The organism is Pseudoalteromonas sp. SG43-1, assembly GCF_014164415.1.
Lineage (GTDB): Bacteria > Pseudomonadota > Gammaproteobacteria > Enterobacterales > Alteromonadaceae > Pseudoalteromonas > Pseudoalteromonas distincta.
In genome coordinates, this window is sequence record NZ_JACJFD010000003.1 from 171,389 (window position 1) to 188,825 (window position 17,437).

The following is a 17,437-nucleotide window of genomic DNA, read 5'->3' on the forward strand; positions in this document are numbered from 1 at the left end:
CTCCATTTAGTCTAGGCTGTTAGTGGCATGGCTTTTAGTTGTCGTTAAGTCTGTTTCACTAATATTGAGGGGTTCTAAATGCCAAATATCTTCACTGTATTGGCTTATGGTTCTGTCACTTGAAAACATACCACTGGCTGCTGTATTTAAAATACTCATTTGTGTCCAGTAGGTCTGATCTGCGTAAGCTTTATCAACTTCTTTTTGAGCTGCTACATAACTTTCAAAATCGTGAGCAACAAGCCATGGATCGTGCGGGCTCTTAATTGCATTTGTTATGTCGTCAAATAAGCATGGTTCAAATAAATTAAAATGCCCGCTCTCGAGTAATTGCATCACATTCTTTAAATCGCTATTTTGCGATATTAAATGCTCTGGATTATAACGTGATTTAATATCGTCAATTTCGTGCGCTTGTGCGCCAAACAAAAAGAAGTTATCAGCACCAACAGCATCTCTAATTTCAATGTTTGCGCCATCCAGCGTGCCTATTGTCAATGCACCATTCATCATAAATTTCATGTTGCCAGTACCAGACGCTTCTTTGCCTGCGGTAGATACTTGCTCTGAGAGATCAGTTGCAGGACAAATAACTTCCATTGCGGTTACGTTGTAATTAGGCAAAAAGGCGACGCGTAAATATGGCGCAGCTTGAGGGTCTTTATTTATAACCTCTGCCACGTTATTAATAAGCTTAATAATTTTTTTAGCCATGTAATAACCCGGCGCTGCTTTACCACCTAATAGAACACAACGAGGAACAAGCCCTTGGGTATCCCCACGGCGAATACGGTCATATAAATGAATCACATGAAGTATGTTTAATAGCTGACGTTTGTATTCGTGGATACGTTTTACTTGTACGTCAAACATCATTGATACATCAAAATCGATATCGCAGCGCGCCTTAACTAAATCAACTAAACGTTGTTTGTTTTCACGTTTAGCATTTTGCCACTGCTCATGAAATGCCTTGTCGTCATAAAAACGACGTAGGTCACTAATTTTTGAAAAGTTTTTAACCCAATCATGGCCAATTTTTTCACCAATTAATTCACTTAATACTGGATTACAATGCGCAAGCCATCGACGAGGCGTTACACCATTTGTTTTGTTATTAAACTTATCTGGCCACAGTGCATAAAATTCTTTAAATAATCCCGCTTTTAACAGTTCAGTATGAAGTGCTGCTACGCCATTTACAGAGTAACTACCTACAATAGCTAAATAAGCCATACGAATTTGCGGCTCATCACCCTCTTCAATCAGTGACAATGCACGTTGCTTTTCAACATCTCCCGGCCATTGCTGTGCAACTTGTGCTAAAAAGCGTGCATTTATCTCGTAAACTATTTCTAAAATGCGTGGCAATAATTTTGAAAACAACGAAACAGACCATTTTTCAAGCGCTTCAGGAAGTAGCGTATGATTTGTATAAGCCATTGTTTTAGTTGTGATTTGCCAAGCGTCGTTCCAATTTAATTCGTAATCATCAATTAAAATACGCATTAGCTCTGCAACAGCAATACTTGGATGCGTGTCATTTAACTGAAAAACATGAAAATCAGCAAAGTCACTAAAGCTCTCGCCATGTTGGGAAACCCATTGGTCTACTACGTCTTGAATACTCGCCGATGATAAAAAGTATTGTTGGCGTAACCTAAGTTCCTTACCATTTTCGCTGCTGTCATTTGGATACAGCACCATGGTGATCTGTTCGGCTAGATTTTTTTGTGCGACGGCTTCTGAATAACTGCCCGCATTAAATTCGGTTAAATTAAATTCATCTGTTGCCTCTGATTTCCACAGACGTAGTGTATTTACGATATTGTTTTTATACCCAGGAACAGGTACATCGTACGGTACAGCTAATACATCTTGTGAGCCCATCCATTGACGGTGCTCTCTGCCAAATTTATCTGTGTAACTTTGCACATAGCCACCAAACTTCACACGTTTTGCATGCTCTGGTGCGCTTAGCTCCCATGGATGTCCTTCACGTAGCCAGTTATCTGGTTGCTCAATTTGGTTACCATCTTTAATCGATTGATTAAACATGCCGTATTCGTATCGTAGGCCATAGCCAATAACAGGCAACGCTAAACTAGCACAGCTATCTAAAAAGCAGGCTGCAAGGCGTCCTAGCCCGCCATTTCCTAAGCCAGCGTCGTGCTCGGCGTCTTCAATTGTTTCTATTGTTGTGCAGTACTCTTGTAGTGCTGAGCTTACTTGTTCATCTAAATCTAGATTTAAAACAGCATTACCTAGCGCACGCCCCATCAAAAACTCAAGAGAAAGGTAAGCCGTTTTGCGGCGTTTCTCTTGCTTAATTTGTTGATTCGTTTCTCTGCAGCGGGCCACAAGTCTGTCGCGAATAGTAAGCGCTAATGCGTGATACAAATAATGCTGCGATTCACCCACCTTATCTCGGCCGAGGGTATAATAAAAATGCCGTGTTAAGTCATCTTTAAGCGTACTTTCATCAATAACGGGCCCTTCTTGCCAGCTCTTTACTACACACACTTGATCACTTTGTTTAACCATGACTAACATCCTCTAAATTGGCACTAAAAACCCAACTACTTTGTGCTGAAATTTCAACCATCGCATCTTCATTATTGCTCACAGATGCATTATGTACACTTGATAGAATCATTTGCCACGGCGCATTAATTGGCGATGGGGGCATTTGACAAAAAATTGTTTTTTCACTGGCATTAAATACAATCAGCAATGCATGATTGTTTTGCTTATCAAGTAAGCTATACATTAAAAACTGTCTGGTATCTTCATGCCAGTGAGCATCAGTCATGGTTTTACCTTGTTCGGTAAACCACTTAACGGTAAAACGCTCGTCTATATCATCTAAAAATACACTGTGTTTAAACGCACTGTGCGCACGTCTAATTTTTAATGCATCATCAATAAATCGTGTTAACGAATGATTAAGTTGAGAATCTTTCCAGGCAAGCCAACTAGTGCGATTATTTTGGCAATAAGCATTGTTATTCCCCCCTTGCGAGTGCGCCATTTCGCTACCAGCAGCAATCATGGGAACACCTTTTGAGAGAATTAAAGTAAGTAAAAAGTTCTTTTGTTGCTGTAAGCGCAGTGCGTTTATTTTAGAGTCGCTGGTAAAACCTTCTACCCCACAGTTAAACGAATGATTTGCACTGTGCCCATCTCGATTTTGCTCGCCATTAGCTTCGTTATGTTTATGCTCATAACTCACTAAATCAGCAAGGGTAAAACCATCATGACTCGTTATAAAATTAATACTATTGAGCGGCCCACGTTGGCTGTGCTCAAAAATATCAAACGATCCATGCAAACGTTTTGCAACGCTTGCAATAATACCCTTTTCACTTTGCCAAAAACGTCTAATTACATCGCGGTATTGATCGTTCCATTCTCGCCATGGCGGCGGGAATGCACCAAGCTGATAACCACCTGGGCCTATATCCCAAGGCTCACTTATTAACTTAACTTTGTTAAGCACAGGGTCTTGGGCAACTACTTGTAAAAAAGTATGTGCGGAGCTAAAGCCTGCTTTTGAGCGGCCTAAAATGGTCGCTAAATCAAACCTAAAACCATCAACTCCCATTACTTCAACCCAATAACGAAGGCTATCAAGTACAAGTTGCAGTGTTTTAGGGTGGTCAATATTTATGGTATTACCACAGCCGGTATCGTTTATATATACGTCAGGCTGGCCATCTACTGTGCGGTAATAGGCTAAGTTATCAAAGCCTCTAAGCGATAGTATAGGGCCATCCGCCCCTGCTTCAGCTGTATGGTTGTAAACAACATCTAATATGACTTCTATGTCTGCAGCATGGAACTCTTGCACCATTTGCTTAAACTCGTTTATATCGTCGTTTACCAAATAGTCTTTATGGGGCGTAAAAAAGTTAAGCGTGTTGTAACCCCAGTAGTTTTGCAAACCTTTCCCTGTTAAAAATTGCTCACTAATAAAAGAATGAACAGGCAAAAGCTCAACGGCTGTAACACCAAAGCTTTGTAAGTGTTCAATAAAGCTTGGGTGGCTTAACCCTAAAAACTTCCCTTGTAGAGGTTTAGGTATTTTAGGATGACGACACGTTGTACCTTTCACATGGCACTCATAAATAACCGTGTTTGACCAACGGTGGTTAGGCTTTTTATGCGTATACAACGTAGGAGCCGCTACTTTTGATTTAGGTATATCAATCGCATTATTTACAGTGCTTTTAGTACCGATTGGCATTTGCCCGTAATGGCGTTCACTCCAAGTAAACTCACCAAACAAGTCTTTTGCATATGGGTCTATCAGCAGCTTATTTTCGTTAAACAGTTGACCATTTTTAGGGTTATATTCACCCTCAACTCTAAAACCATAAAGCGCACCGGCGTTTAATGGCGAAATATGAATACTCCAAATACCCCCTTCGTTGATATTCATCGCCATTTTTAGTATTTCTGAATGGCCACTTTTATCAAACAGGCATACATAAGCTTGGCTCGCCCCAGGCGCATAAAGCGCGAAGTTGACCCCATTATCAATAACACTAGAGCCAAGTGGTTCTACATTACCGGGTGCTATATCAAATCGGTTACTCATCATCAACCTTTTGTAAATAAATAGTAGTTAAGCCACCAATGGCAATTGAAATACTGTGTTTAAAACCATGATTTGATTTGTTTATTGCCTGAACTATCAGCGAAGAATCTTTAGTTACCTCAACGCCAGAGCCAAAAAACTGAGTATCGTCTGTATTTACAATGACCTTGTAATGCCCTTTACTCGGTACGCCAATAACGTAGTTTTCATAGGACGCGGGGGTAAAATTAGCAATAACAACCACAAAGTTTTTTGCGTTTTTAGCATAGCGAACAAAGCTTAAAATGCTCTGCTGATTATTATTGTTATCTATCCAGGTAAAACCAGCCGCGCTCGAATCAAGCTCATACAACGCGGGTTGGGTTTTATAAACGGTATTGAGCGCTTTTACGGTGTGCTTTATACCGCTGTGGCTTTGATGCTCAAGTAAATGCCAATCGATAGAATGATCGTGCCCCCACTCTTTTCGCTGTGCAATTTCACCGCCCATAAATAAGAGTTTTTTACCCGGGTGTGCCCACATAAATGCGTAATAAGCGCGTAAATTTGCAAATTTTTGCCAATCATCGCCTGGCATTTTTTCAATTAACGAGCCTTTACCATGTACTACCTCATCGTGGCTTAATGGCAATATATAGTTTTCGCTAAACGCGTATACCATCGAAAAAGTCATTTCGTGATGATGATGCTGACGATAAAGTGGGTCGTGTTGCATGTAATGCAAACTATCGTTCATCCAACCCATGTTCCACTTATAACCAAAGCCTAAACCGTTGTGCTCAACACTTTGGGTGACACCCGGCCATGCTGTCGACTCCTCAGCCACCATCATAATGCCTGGGTTGTTTTTATAGCTGCGCATATTGACTTGCTTTAGGCACTCAATTGCACCTAAGTTTTCACGCCCGCCGTAACAATTAGCAACCCACTCGCCTTCTTTTCGGCTGTAATCTAAATACAACATAGAAGCTACGGCATCTACACGCAGGCCATCTAAACCAAATTGATGTAGCCAATACATAGCATTTGATATTAAAAAGCTTTTAACTTCAGGACGGTCGTAGTTATAAATGTAGGTATTCCAATCAGGATGAAACCCTTGGCGCTTATCAGCATGCTCATATAAATGGGTGCCATCAAATCGATGTAAGCCATGCGGATCGCTTGGAAAATGCCCTGGTACCCAATCAAGCAAAATACCTAAATTAGCTTTGTGGCACTGCTCTACAAAGTATTTAAAGCTGTTGTAGTCGCCAAAGCGGCTGGTAGGTGCAAATAATCCAACAGGCTGATACCCCCACGAACCATCAAACGGGTATTCACTTATTGGCATAAGTTGCAGGTGAGTAAAATTCATTTCAAGGGCATAGCTAACGAGTTTGTCGGCAAGCTCTGTGTAACTTAAATAGCGGTTGTTTTCAGCCCGTTGCCATGAGCCTAAATGCACTTCATAAATACTAATTGGTGCATCTATATGGTTACGCTTTTGTCTGTTTTGAAGTGCCTGCTCGCCAAGCTTTATAGGTTCTGGTTTATACTGCAGTACACTTGCAGTGCCAGGTGCTTGTTGCATTTTAAATGCATAAGGGTCGGCTTTTTCGAGCACCTCTCCACTTTGCGCGGTAATTGCAAATTTGTAGCACATGTCAGCTTTAAGGCCAGGTACAAATAACTCCCATACACCACTTGCAGGATGAAAGCGCATAAAGTGGCGATTCGCTTGCCAAAAGTTAAACTCACCAATAATAGAGACACTTGCCGCATTAGGCGCCCATACACAAAAACGTACACCGTCTACGTTTTGTTGAGTACTAAAATGTGCACCAAAATGCGAGTAAGCATGTTCAAGACTGCCTTCGTTAAATAAATACATTGCCTCTGCATCAAGTGTGCTTTGGAAACTGTATTCATCATAAAAGGTAACGCTGCTATCTGTGTACTGAGCAATGCATTCATATGGCGCAGTGGGCAAAGCATCAACTTTGGCTATAAATAAATCACTTTTCTGGTAGCGTTTCGCCTTAATACTTTTATTATTTAATGTAACACTTACGCTTATTGCACAAGGTAGATAAAAACGAACTTCAACCTCAGCATCCGTTTTATGTGCCCCTAAGAAGCTAAATGGGTCTTTAAATCGCCCTGTATTTAATGCGTGTACTTGTGCATCGTAACTATTTTCATTAGTTGTACTGCTCATTTAACCTTTCCTTATTGAATCGATAGCAGCTAAAAGTGAGGCATTTTTGGTAAAAATTTCTTCACTGGTATGCGTTAATACACGTCGCCAATTAGGATATTCTTTATCTGTCCCGGGGATATTAACCGGATACTTCTGCTCATCTAAGTCATCTATTTGTATTGCAAATAAACGCGATTGAGAGCCTGCTAAACACAATGCAAGTGCGCTATAAACAGTCACTGCTTCACTATGTAATAAAAGCTCAGTTGTATTGCCATGGTGATTAATAAAACGTAGTAACCTTTGTTGCTCTTCTATTCGCTGTTGCTTTAGTTGCTCGTATTCATTGCAAGTTATAAGCTTATATTGTTGCTTAATATCTAAATCATCATGTTGCCACCAGCCTGTAAATGGAGGGACATCGTGATTGGCTATCATTAACAAACAATGTGTTGCTAGCTCATCTACCGATAAAAACTCTCCACTGTGTTGTTTCTCAAAATAAAATAAGCTGTTGGAAAAAATACCGCTAGATGCCAAAGCTTCCCTAACCTCTGGCGGTACGATGCCTAAATCTTCACCAATAACAATACTCTGATTAATATGCGATTCAATTTTTAAAATGGCAAGTAAATGCTCAAACGGATAATAAACATAACAGCCGTCTTGTTCGCCATTGCTTTCAAAGCACCACCATAGGCGCCTAATAGCCATTACGTGGTCAATTCGAAGTCCACCTACGTTTTGCATGTTTGCGCGAATGAGCGAGCGGTAAAATTGGTAGTGATTATTACTAAGGCTTTGGGGATTGAGGGCTGGGAGGCCCCAATTTTGACCTGCTTCAGCCCATGGATCGGGTGGAGCGCCTACACTTGCACCTTGGCTAAACAACGATTGCTGATTTTTAAATTCAGCCCCATCGCCAGCACAACCAACAGCTAAGTCGTTTATTAAGCCAATAGCCATGCCTCTCTCTGCGCAACTGTTTTGACACAGTGCCAGTTGCACATGCGCTTGCCATTGCAGGTAATAAGCAAATATTAGGTTATCTGATTCGAGGGTATTTAACGTAGTAGAGTGAGCATTACAAAAATCAGTAAACGCTTGGCGACGCTCATCACTTGCCGTTAATTCAAACTGATTATAAAGCGCTTCAAATAACGTATACTTTATACGGCTTACATTTTCATAATCTATAAACTGATCATTACTTTTAATAAGTGCAGCGACATCATCTTGCTGCATAATGGCGTCAAGGTTTTCGTTATTTATTGCGTCTTCGCTTAGTACGATAGAAATATAAAGAGGATTTAATAAAGCGCGACTATTAGGGCTATAAGGACTGGCTCGCTCTGGCATATCAGCAAATAACAAATGCAGTGGATTAAGTAATATGTAATCCATGTTTTGGGAGCTGCATAGTTTTGTAAGCGCTAATAAATCGTCAAAGTCGCCAATCCCCAAATTCGCTCTGTTTTTTAATGTGTAAAGCTGAATAGATAATCCAGTGCGCTTTGTGTTTTCCACTTGATAGACTTGCTCAGGCACGCACCAAATTTGTGTAATAGCGTGTTGCTCACCTACCTGAACATTAGCGTCATGATAGCCAATTGGCATATTATCTATGGGTAGTGCCAGCTCAATATAGCGAACGCCATGCAAGTAATATTCACCAGTGACAGCCAAGTTATAAAGATTATCAAATGCTAAATGCATTCCAAGTGAAGGGACATCAATGTTAGCGGCTAAATATTGCTGACGTTCATCTATACGAAGCTTTAACAAACATGTACTTTGCTCAACTAAACTCACACTAGGTACTAAAGCAAGCCAAAGCGATGCATCTAAATCATAAGTTAGTTGAGCTATTCCTGCTTCATTATTTGTATCAACACCACAACATTGCAAAGCACGTTTACGCGTTTCTTCGCTAAAAAATACCTGTTCACCTGTATACTTAGTGAATTCAAAGCCAATACCATGCAGGTAAAACAACTGCGAAAGAGCATCCATTGAATCGCCTTAATTAGTGCGTTGAGTATTTACTATGCTGTTTTCTGTGCCAAATGTATTGCCGATATAACCGTCAGCTTGATGGTCGTTATCCCAAATGTCTCCGTTAATCAGGTAACGAAAGTGAAATTGTTGATCGATAGGTAAGCGTTGCTTAAATTTAAACACACCTTGTTTTTTATAAAGCTTCATTGGCACTGGTTTCCAATCATTAAATTCACCTAATAAGCAAACTTCTTCTGCCTCTGGATGAGAAAATTCAAAAGTAACTTCAGCTTCATCTTTTGTTTTAAAAAAACGTTTATTCAACATAGCAGGCTCCAACTAAACCAAAAAGGGTACTTAATCTTTGCCACAGGCCATACAACTAAACAAAAAGGCGATGTGGTAACCATCTAAAAATCATTAAACGTGTTATTAGTTAAACAAAACTTTATTTACGCTTTATTACAGTGCAAATAATATTTCAATTGCACCAAAAAGGTGCATTAACCTTATATACAATACGCTTTAAATGATACTTAACATACAGAGCAATATTCAAACCAACAAACTATTAAAAGCCTCATTAGTTCAATATATAAATATTTATAGCTGCAAATATCCGAAGAAAATTTAAAATCCTAAATTACTTTTTTTATATTACTTCATCATGGATAATACACATCATTCTAATACTCTGAAATATCATTAATTTCATGTTGAAAAAAACCATTTTAATAACTACCACCATCATTTTTTTAGTTGTAGCTGCATTTATTGGTACCTCAATTTATACCCTATACAGTAAAAAAGAAATTTCAGTTGACCCTAAATTAAAAGAAATATCAGGAATAGAATTTGATAAACAGCAACGTTTATGGGCTATTAACGATGGAGGCAATGAACCAAAGCTATACAGACTCAATAAAGACGGTTCTATTGCTAAAGAAATTTTAGTTGAAAACGCTAAAAACATTGATTGGGAAGACATGACCCAAAACAAATTTGGGCACTTCTTTTTAGGCGATTTTGGTAACAACAAAAACGATCGTAGATGGCTCACTATTTATAAAATAGAAAACCCGATAGATATAAAAACAGATACGACTCAAGCAGAAATAATTAAGTTTACCTACCCCGAAATGGATGGCAGTCCTATAAAGCCCAATAACCGTAATTTTGATTTAGAGGCATTTGTAGCTCTAGGACGTCACTTATATTTATTTACTAAAAACCGCACAGAGCCATTTGATGGTATTACTAAGGTTTATAAAGTGGGCGATCATGCTGCTAATTTTAAAGCCGAGTTAATAGATTCATTTAAAACATGTACCACTTTAGAAAAGCTATGCTGGATAACATCGGCTGCTTTAAGCCCTGATCGTAAAAAGCTGATATTACTTGATTCAACCAGTATTTGGTTATTCGAAAATTTTGAGGGTGATAAGTTTTTTTCTGGCGATGTATCAAAAATTGACTTAGGAATAGTAACTCAAAAAGAAGCTGTCACTTTTTTTGATGACAATACTATTGTATTTACAGATGAAGAGTTTAAAGGTATTGGCGGTAATGCTTATTTTATAAAGCTTGATGAAGCCAAAAAAGAAATTATAAGAAAAAAGCCGACCTCAGAAAAAATACATCCATAATATAATGTTAGCTAAGCAAAAGTTCCAAAGCTTAGCTAACTTATGTAAAAGGTATCGAGTTAGTTACTCTTTTCGTTTGACGAATGGAGTGCTATTTCTACATCAACACCTAAAATCAACACTCCAATATGACTATTATTATCATCTAAAACAGGAAAACTTAGCTGTACTTGAAAATGATGTGTTGATGCATCATATGTAACGCTATCAAAGTTATAGTCCTTTGACTGTTTAAATATTTTAGTAAACTTATTCTCATCTCCTTGCCAGTAATCACTGGTTAACTTACTTATTGCTATATTTTTTCCTTGGCTATCAGTCAATATAAGCTCAGTAACAACACCTTTAAACTGCGATTGCCATTTTTTAAATACCTTAGATAACGGTAAATCAAGCATAGTTAACCCATCAGCATGCCCAACGTGTTTACTTTCTTTTATCCATAACTGGTCTCGTTTCATAATTTCAGGCTCACTCAAAGGAGACTCATTACTTATTTGAACTTCTTCGACTAAACTAGGTAAGTTTAATAAGGTTTTAGCGCTACTGTAGAGCCTATCAAGTATTTGCGTTTCTTCACTTTTTGATAGTGAAAATGGAGCTTGCGCACAAGTATTTATATTTTCATCGAACTGCTGCATAAATTCAGGAAGGCGTTTGATAAGTGAATGCGAAGCAAATAATCCCAAAGGTACATATCTAAAAAATTCTTTTTAGTACTCGTCTTTATTGATCCCTAGCTTAGAGGCTGCTAATTCAAAATCGTCTAAATCAAGTAGGATTCTATCAATCCGTTTATGGTGCATTACATTTACTATTTCTTCTAATGAATTTACTTCTACCTCAGCAATAATATTCTGAGTTTTAAACCAATTTGCTTGATAACTTCCTCTTACTGCACCATAACGCATTTTATTTTTTGGTTTATTAATGCTCTCTGGGTGAGTGAACCAGTACCAGCTTTCTAAAAAAATGGGGGATGATATACGTCCATAAGCTTTCATTTCAGGCATTAAATGGGTTGTGAAATATCCATCTAAGCGCTCTAACTTTACTTCTCGACGTGCACGTAACCATGGCAAGGTTTGTAGCTGAAAAGGCGCTCCCATTTCAAATAAAATACACTCGACTTGGTTGACTGCATTATTAGGAGCTGTGGTGGGTAAGTTTGTCCCAAACTGGAGAGGCCCAGTCAAACCTAACAAAAGAGTGAAAAGATATGCGGGCATAATCCATTGCTAAATAATGTACAAATTAAAACAAGTATAGTCATGCATATAAAAAAGTATTAATTTTCTTTACAAAATTTTGTACCTTATCAATAGCTTCAATATTTAAATCTATGATTTATTGCTATTAACTTATAAAAAGCACGCTTAAATATTTAAATTAATGCATTTATATCTAGGGTCTGTTTATCTTTGTGGATAAAAATTTGTTCAAACTAGGTGCTATTTAATTGCGGCGCAAGATTTATAACCTAGTGTGCTCGATAACTGCTCCTGCGTTATTCTAATTGCTTACATCCATGTAAGAATAAATAAAAACCGAGCAAAGCTTCCGCGCCCTGCTCACTCCCCTACCCTGCATCTATGTAGGCAACCAAGAGAAAATAGCGCCTAGGAAGAATCTTTTGGGGGCTGTTAATTTAACCTTGAAGGTTCAACAGACCCTAGCCTTTTTATTATTGACCTAAAGTATACCGAGTGTTCACTTAACGACTAAAAACAAAGGAACTACCCAACCCTAGCGCTTAAATTTAGTTTCTAAAATTACAGAAGATGTTGTTCGCTCCACCCCATCAAGATTTCCTATATCGTCCAACAAATGACTAAGCTGTTCTAAATTTTGAGCTTGGACCACTGCAATTAAATCAAACTCACCACTTATGGCATAGAGCTGTGAAATAGCATCAATTTGCTTAAGCTCAATGTTTGTTTTAGTTGTTAATTTTTGTCTTACTTTTATAGACACATGAGCTGATACCATTTTACTAAGGTAGTCGTCACCGTAATCAACGCTATAGCCTTTAATCACACCGGTTTCTTCTAATTTGAGCATTCGGCTTTGTACTGTTGAACGAGATAAGTCAAGCATTCGTGCAAGATCAGAAATACTCGCTCTTGCGTTTGTTTTTAGTACAGAAAGTAGTTTCTCGTCTTGTGGAGTTATCATAATGGTTATTTTTTTCGTTATTTTGACTTTTATTTTAATCATTTTTCACAAAATAGCACTGCAATTTTAACAGCTAACCTTCGATAATGACCTCTACAAGAAATAATAACGTGTTTGCTGAAGAATAAAGGCTATATTCTTCTTTGAGTTAGCAACTAATCTTTTATCTAAGCCCATTAAATTTAGGTGTAAAAATGCAAGTAACAAGAGACTTATTTAACGACATAATGGTACCAAACTATAATCCATCAGCAATCATTCCAGTTCGTGGTGAAGGTTCACGCGTTTGGGATCAAAATAACAATGAGTTCATTGATTTTGCCGGTGGTATTGCCGTTAACTGTTTGGGTCACTGTCATCCTGCATTAGTTAAAGCATTAAAAGAGCAAGGCGAAAAAATTTGGCATTTATCAAATGTTATGACCAATGAGCCAGCACTTCGTTTAGCTCAAAAAATGGTTGAAGCAACATTTGCTGATAAAGTTTACTTTGCAAACTCAGGCGCAGAAGCAAACGAAGCCGCTCTTAAATTAGCTCGTCGTTATGCATTGGACGTATATGGCGCTGAAAAAACGCAAATTATTGCATTTAATAAAGGTTTCCATGGTCGCACATTCTTTACAGTAACTGTGGGCGGGCAAGCGGCTTATTCAGATGGCTTTGGTCCAAAACCTGCTGACATAGTACATTGTGATTTTAACGATATAGCGGCATTTGAAGCGCTGATCAGCGATAAAACATGTGCTGTTATGATGGAACCATTACAAGGTGAAGGCGGTATTATTTCACCAACAGATGAATTTGCTAAAAAAGTACGCGAACTTTGTACTAAACATAACGCGTTACTTATTTTTGATGAAGTACAAACGGGTGTTGGTCGCACAGGCGATTTATACGCTTATGAAGGTTTAGGGGTTGTTCCTGACATTTTAACAACGGCAAAAGCATTGGGTGGTGGTTTTCCTATTGGCGCTATGATCACTCGTACACCTATTGCTGAGCATTTAAAAATTGGTACTCACGGTTCTACTTATGGCGGAAACGCACTTGCTTGTGCTGTGGCCGAAGCGGCATTTGATACAGTAAATACACCAGACGTACTAAACGGTGTTAAAGAGCGCGAGCAATTATTCCGTGACGGATTAAACGCAATTAACGAAAAATACAACGTATTTAGCGAAGTACGTGGTAAAGGCTTATTAATTGGCGCAGTACTAAATGACAAATTTGAAGGCCGCGCACGCGACTTTTTAGTAGCCAGTGCTAATAATGGTTTGATGAATCTTGTAGCGGGTATGAATGTAATTCGTTTTACACCGTCTTTAATTATTCCGTTTGAAGATATTAAAGAAGGCTTAGCGCGCTTTGAAAAAGCCGTTAGCGACGTAGTAAACGGTTAATATAGTTTAAATTAGCACGCCTACAGGCGTGCTATTGGAGCAAGCAATAAATGCAAGTATTACGTCCTATTACTGCCAATGATTTTGACGCGCTTAAACAAATAGCGATTGAATCCGGTCATGGGTTTACCTCTTTGCCTGTGGACGATGCACAGCTTAAAGAAAAAATTGAACGTGCTGAAAAAAGCTTTGCCAAAAACATTAACCAGCCACTTGATGAAAGCTATTTATTTGTTTTAGAAGACAGTGAAACAGGTGACGTTATTGGCACAACCGCTATAGAAGCCGCAGTAGGTTTATCGGTGCCTTTATATCATTATCATTTGGGTAAAACAGTACACCACTCGCCTACTTTAAATGTATATAACACCGTTGATATTTTAAGCATGTGTAACGACTACACTGGTTGCTCAGAAATATGTACATTATTTTTGCGCGAAAATAGCCGTAAAGGTTTAACAGGTCGATTTTTATCTCGTTCACGCTTTTTGTTTATGGCTCAGCACAGCGAGCGTTTTGCCGATACTGTTATCGCAGAAATGCGCGGTGTTAGCGACGAAGACGGTCATTCTCCTTTTTGGCAATGGCTACAAGAGCACTTTTTTAGTATCGAATTTCCACAAGCGGATCACTTAGTTGGCTTAGGCGATAAGGTGTTTATTAGCGAGTTAATGCCTAAATACCCTATTTATGTGAACTTGCTTAGTAAAAAAGCCCAAGCAGTTATTGGGCATGTGCATGAAAAAACAAAACCTGCGCTAAAATTATTAGAAAAAGAAGGTTTTGAGCACAGAGGCTACGTTGATTTATTTGACGCAGGCCCAACGGTTGAAGCAAAGCTTGGTAATATTCGCAGCATTCGCGACTCTCAAGTTTGCCCTATTACTATTGGTGAGCTTGATCACATATCACAAAATAGCTCTGATACGCTGGCTGTATGTAATCAAGGCGTAAGTGGCTTTAGAGCAACATTTACCAAAGAAGCACACTACAATCATGCAAAACATACCCTCGTCATTAGCCAAGATGTGGCTAATGCGCTTAATTTAAGCCAAGGAGATGCAGCGCGATTTTTCCGCCTGTAAATAATTTATGAATACACACCTAATTAATAATCAGTGGCATGTGGGACTTGGCCCAGCATTTGAGTCAACCAATCCTAGTAATGGCGATGTGGTATGGCAAGGTAATGGCGCAAACGCCCAGCAAGTAGGTTCTGCTATAAAAGCAGCCAGAGCCGCGCAATTACAATGGGCAGACAAACCGCTTGAAGAGCGTATCGCCATTTTAGAAAACTTCGCAGCACAATTAAAAGAACACAGCGAAGAATTTGCTACTATTATTGCACGCGAAACGGGTAAGCCATTATGGGAAACCCGCACCGAAGTGGGCGCAATGACAGGCAAAGTAGCTATATCTGTAAAAGCGTACCATGAGCGTACAGGTACAACCGAAAACCCAATGCCCGGTGCTAAAGCGTTTATTAGACACAAACCGCATGGCGTTGTGGCTATTTTTGGCCCATATAACTTTCCGGGGCATTTACCAAACGGGCATATTGTTCCTGCAATTTTAGCCGGTAATACCGTTGTATTTAAGCCATCAGAATTGACTCCGCACGTTGCAGAATTTACCCTCTCACTTTGGTTAAAAGCAGGTTTGCCAGCGGGTGTTATCAACCTTGTCCAAGGTGAAATTGAAACAGGTAAAGCACTTGCATCTCATAAAGATATAGATGGCTTGTTTTTTACCGGTAGTTCAAACACAGGTCACTTATTACATAAACAGTTTGCAGGACACCCTGGCAAAATTTTAGCACTTGAAATGGGCGGCAATAATCCTCTTATTGTAAAAGATGTGAGCGATATAAGCGCCGCTGTACACGATATTATTCAATCAGGCTTTATTACCTCAGGTCAGCGCTGTACGTGTGCACGTCGCTTATTTATTGAAAAGTCGCTCAATGGCGATGCTATTTTAGAAAAGCTAATAAGCGCAACTAAAAACATAGTTGTAGACGACAGCTTTGCTACAGAGCAGCCTTTTATGGGTGCAATGATAAGCGAAAAAGCAGCACTGGGTATGGTCGCCGCGCAAAGTGAATTAGTCTCAAAAGGTGCACAAATCCTTGTTGAACTTAAGCAATTAAAACCAGGCACAGGTTTTGTAAGCCCGGGCATTATTGATGTAACAAGCATTACCGACATGCCAGATGAAGAGCATTTTGGACCGCTAATTAAAGTGTATCGTTATACCGACTTTGACAGCGCAATTATTGAAGCCAACAACACAAGCTTTGGTTTATCTGCAGGTTTACTTAGCGACAGTGAAGATGATTACACTCACTTCTTAAAGCGCATTCGTGCCGGTATTGTTAACTGGAACCGCCCCATTACAGGTGCCTCTAGTGCAGCTCCATTTGGCGGTATTGGCGCCAGTGGTAATCACAGAGCAAGTGCATACTATGCCGCCGATTATTGCGCATACCCTGTCGCATCTGTGGAGTCAGACAAAGTGAGCTTACCGCAAACCCTAGCGCCGGGCTTAGTAATTGAATAAGCAATAAAACCAAATTTTAGATTTAAGGACTTAACATGCATACTGATGTAAACACATTATTTGAGAACCTTTGGGAAAACTATTTAAACGTAACTCCATCGGCAGATAAAATTCATGACCTTTTAGGGTCAACGCAAAAAGATGACATCATTAACGATCATATTGCGCTGCGTACATTTAATATAGAAAAAGTAGGTCTTGAAAAGCTCGCCGCTCACTTTTTAGCAATTGGTTACAAAGAATGTGGTGAGTACCACTTTGAAGCTAAAAAACTTTACGCAAAACACTATGAGCATAGCGATCCTAATCAGCCAAAAGTATTTATCTCTGAACTATTAGTAGAAAAATGCTCGCCAGAGTTACAAGCCATCGTGACAGATATGGTAAGTCAAATTGACGAAAGTGCAGTTACAGCAGACAACTTTTTATATTCAGGCACGCATTGGCAAGTAAGCACCGATACTTACAAACAACTGCTAGCTGAAAGCGAATATGCAGCGTGGATGTCGGCGTGGGGTTACCGTGCCAATCACTTTACCGTAAATATTAATACGCTTGCTAAGTTTGATAACATTCATGATGTTAACCAAGCCCTAAAAGACGCCGGCTTTTCGCTTAATACGTCAGGCGGTGAAGTTAAAGGCTCACCAGAGGTGTTACTAGAGCAATCGTCAACACTTGCTGATGAATACTCAGTTACCTTTAGTGACGGTGATATGAGCATTCCTAGCTGCTTTTATGAGTTTGCTATTCGTTACCCTAAAGCAGACGGCGAGCTTTATACTGGTTTTGTTGCAGCCTCAGCTGACAAAATATTTGAAAGCACGAACGCTCGATAGCAAAACCTAAAGTACCTTATTTTAAAAAGCCCGTTATG

The 17,437-nt window shown here is 39.1% G+C and carries 13 protein-coding genes; 5 read left to right on the forward strand and 8 right to left on the reverse strand.

Going from position 1 to position 17,437, the window contains the following annotated elements; genetic code table 11:
• Positions 1–6: 6 nt before the first annotated feature.
• The 5 genes from H5159_RS04700 to H5159_RS04720 are packed head-to-tail and all read right to left on the reverse strand — an operon-like array spanning position 7 to position 9,107.
• Positions 7–2,544: a glycogen/starch/alpha-glucan phosphorylase gene (locus H5159_RS04700; protein ID WP_182779814.1), complete on the reverse strand. Its 2,538-nt coding sequence runs from the start codon at positions 2,542–2,544 to the stop codon at positions 7–9.
• Complete coding sequence (gene glgX, locus H5159_RS04705; protein WP_182779815.1) at positions 2,537–4,600, reverse strand: glycogen debranching protein GlgX; 2,064 nt, start codon at positions 4,598–4,600, stop codon at positions 2,537–2,539. The genes H5159_RS04700 and glgX overlap by 8 nt, the downstream gene beginning before the upstream one ends.
• A complete protein-coding gene (glgB, locus tag H5159_RS04710) occupies positions 4,593–6,800 on the reverse strand; it encodes a 1,4-alpha-glucan branching protein GlgB (RefSeq protein WP_182779816.1) in 2,208 nt (735 codons plus the stop codon). Before glgB ends, glgX begins: the two co-directional genes overlap by 8 nt.
• Positions 6,801–8,795, reverse strand: a complete 1,995-nt coding sequence (gene malQ, locus H5159_RS04715; protein ID WP_182779817.1) for a 4-alpha-glucanotransferase — start codon at positions 8,793–8,795, stop codon at positions 6,801–6,803.
• Between the two features lie 9 nt (positions 8,796–8,804).
• Complete coding sequence (locus H5159_RS04720; protein WP_024595450.1) at positions 8,805–9,107, reverse strand: isoamylase early set domain-containing protein; 303 nt, start codon at positions 9,105–9,107, stop codon at positions 8,805–8,807.
• Between the two features lie 386 nt (positions 9,108–9,493).
• Between H5159_RS04720 and H5159_RS04725 the strand changes: the two genes are divergently transcribed.
• On the forward strand, positions 9,494–10,426 hold the full coding sequence (locus H5159_RS04725; RefSeq protein WP_024595451.1) for a hypothetical protein: 933 nt from the start codon (positions 9,494–9,496) through the stop codon (positions 10,424–10,426).
• A gap of 59 nt (positions 10,427–10,485) precedes the next feature.
• Here H5159_RS04725 and H5159_RS21000 read toward each other — a convergent pair whose 3' ends face one another.
• The 3 genes from H5159_RS21000 to H5159_RS04735 form a co-directional block, all read right to left on the reverse strand.
• Positions 10,486–11,115, reverse strand: coding sequence for a cache domain-containing protein (locus H5159_RS21000; RefSeq protein WP_259399087.1), 630 nt, complete (start codon positions 11,113–11,115; stop codon positions 10,486–10,488).
• A 24-nt stretch (positions 11,116–11,139) separates the two neighbouring features.
• Positions 11,140–11,655, reverse strand: a complete 516-nt coding sequence (locus H5159_RS21005; RefSeq protein WP_259399088.1) for a hypothetical protein — start codon at positions 11,653–11,655, stop codon at positions 11,140–11,142.
• A gap of 517 nt (positions 11,656–12,172) precedes the next feature.
• Entirely contained in the window at positions 12,173–12,601 is a 429-nt protein-coding gene (locus H5159_RS04735; RefSeq protein ID WP_002958609.1) for an Lrp/AsnC family transcriptional regulator, read from the reverse strand.
• Between the two features lie 194 nt (positions 12,602–12,795).
• Between H5159_RS04735 and H5159_RS04740 the strand changes: the two genes are divergently transcribed.
• From H5159_RS04740 to H5159_RS04755, 4 genes are read left to right on the forward strand one after another with little or no spacing between them, the layout of a single operon-like run.
• A complete protein-coding gene (locus tag H5159_RS04740) occupies positions 12,796–14,001 on the forward strand; it encodes an aspartate aminotransferase family protein (RefSeq protein ID WP_182779818.1) in 1,206 nt (401 codons plus the stop codon).
• Positions 14,002–14,051: 50 nt separating this feature from the next.
• The gene (astA, locus tag H5159_RS04745) at positions 14,052–15,086 is read left to right on the forward strand and encodes an arginine N-succinyltransferase (protein WP_182732983.1); all 1,035 of its coding nucleotides are present in this window, start codon (positions 14,052–14,054) and stop codon (positions 15,084–15,086) included.
• Between the two features lie 7 nt (positions 15,087–15,093).
• On the forward strand, positions 15,094–16,560 hold the full coding sequence (gene astD, locus H5159_RS04750) for a succinylglutamate-semialdehyde dehydrogenase (RefSeq protein ID WP_182779819.1): 1,467 nt from the start codon (positions 15,094–15,096) through the stop codon (positions 16,558–16,560).
• 35 nt (positions 16,561–16,595) lie between these two features.
• Positions 16,596–17,399, forward strand: a complete 804-nt coding sequence (locus H5159_RS04755) for a DUF1338 domain-containing protein (protein WP_165724039.1) — start codon at positions 16,596–16,598, stop codon at positions 17,397–17,399.
• Positions 17,400–17,437: the final 38 nt, after the last annotated feature.

Coding starts and splice junctions, on each gene's coding strand:
- glgX (WP_182779815.1), bottom strand. CDS start 4,600: ATGAGTAACCGATTTGATATAGCACCCGGTAATGTAGAACCACTTGGC.
- astD (WP_182779819.1), top strand. CDS start 15,094: ATGAATACACACCTAATTAATAATCAGTGGCATGTGGGACTTGGCCCA.
- H5159_RS04700 (WP_182779814.1), bottom strand. CDS start 2,544: ATGGTTAAACAAAGTGATCAAGTGTGTGTAGTAAAGAGCTGGCAAGAA.
- astA (WP_182732983.1), top strand. CDS start 14,052: ATGCAAGTATTACGTCCTATTACTGCCAATGATTTTGACGCGCTTAAA.
- malQ (WP_182779817.1), bottom strand. CDS start 8,795: ATGGATGCTCTTTCGCAGTTGTTTTACCTGCATGGTATTGGCTTTGAA.
- H5159_RS21005 (WP_259399088.1), bottom strand. CDS start 11,655: ATGCCCGCATATCTTTTCACTCTTTTGTTAGGTTTGACTGGGCCTCTC.
- H5159_RS04735 (WP_002958609.1), bottom strand. CDS start 12,601: ATGATAACTCCACAAGACGAGAAACTACTTTCTGTACTAAAAACAAAC.
- H5159_RS04725 (WP_024595451.1), top strand. CDS start 9,494: ATGTTGAAAAAAACCATTTTAATAACTACCACCATCATTTTTTTAGTT.
- H5159_RS04740 (WP_182779818.1), top strand. CDS start 12,796: ATGCAAGTAACAAGAGACTTATTTAACGACATAATGGTACCAAACTAT.
- H5159_RS04720 (WP_024595450.1), bottom strand. CDS start 9,107: ATGTTGAATAAACGTTTTTTTAAAACAAAAGATGAAGCTGAAGTTACT.
- H5159_RS04755 (WP_165724039.1), top strand. CDS start 16,596: ATGCATACTGATGTAAACACATTATTTGAGAACCTTTGGGAAAACTAT.
- glgB (WP_182779816.1), bottom strand. CDS start 6,800: ATGAGCAGTACAACTAATGAAAATAGTTACGATGCACAAGTACACGCA.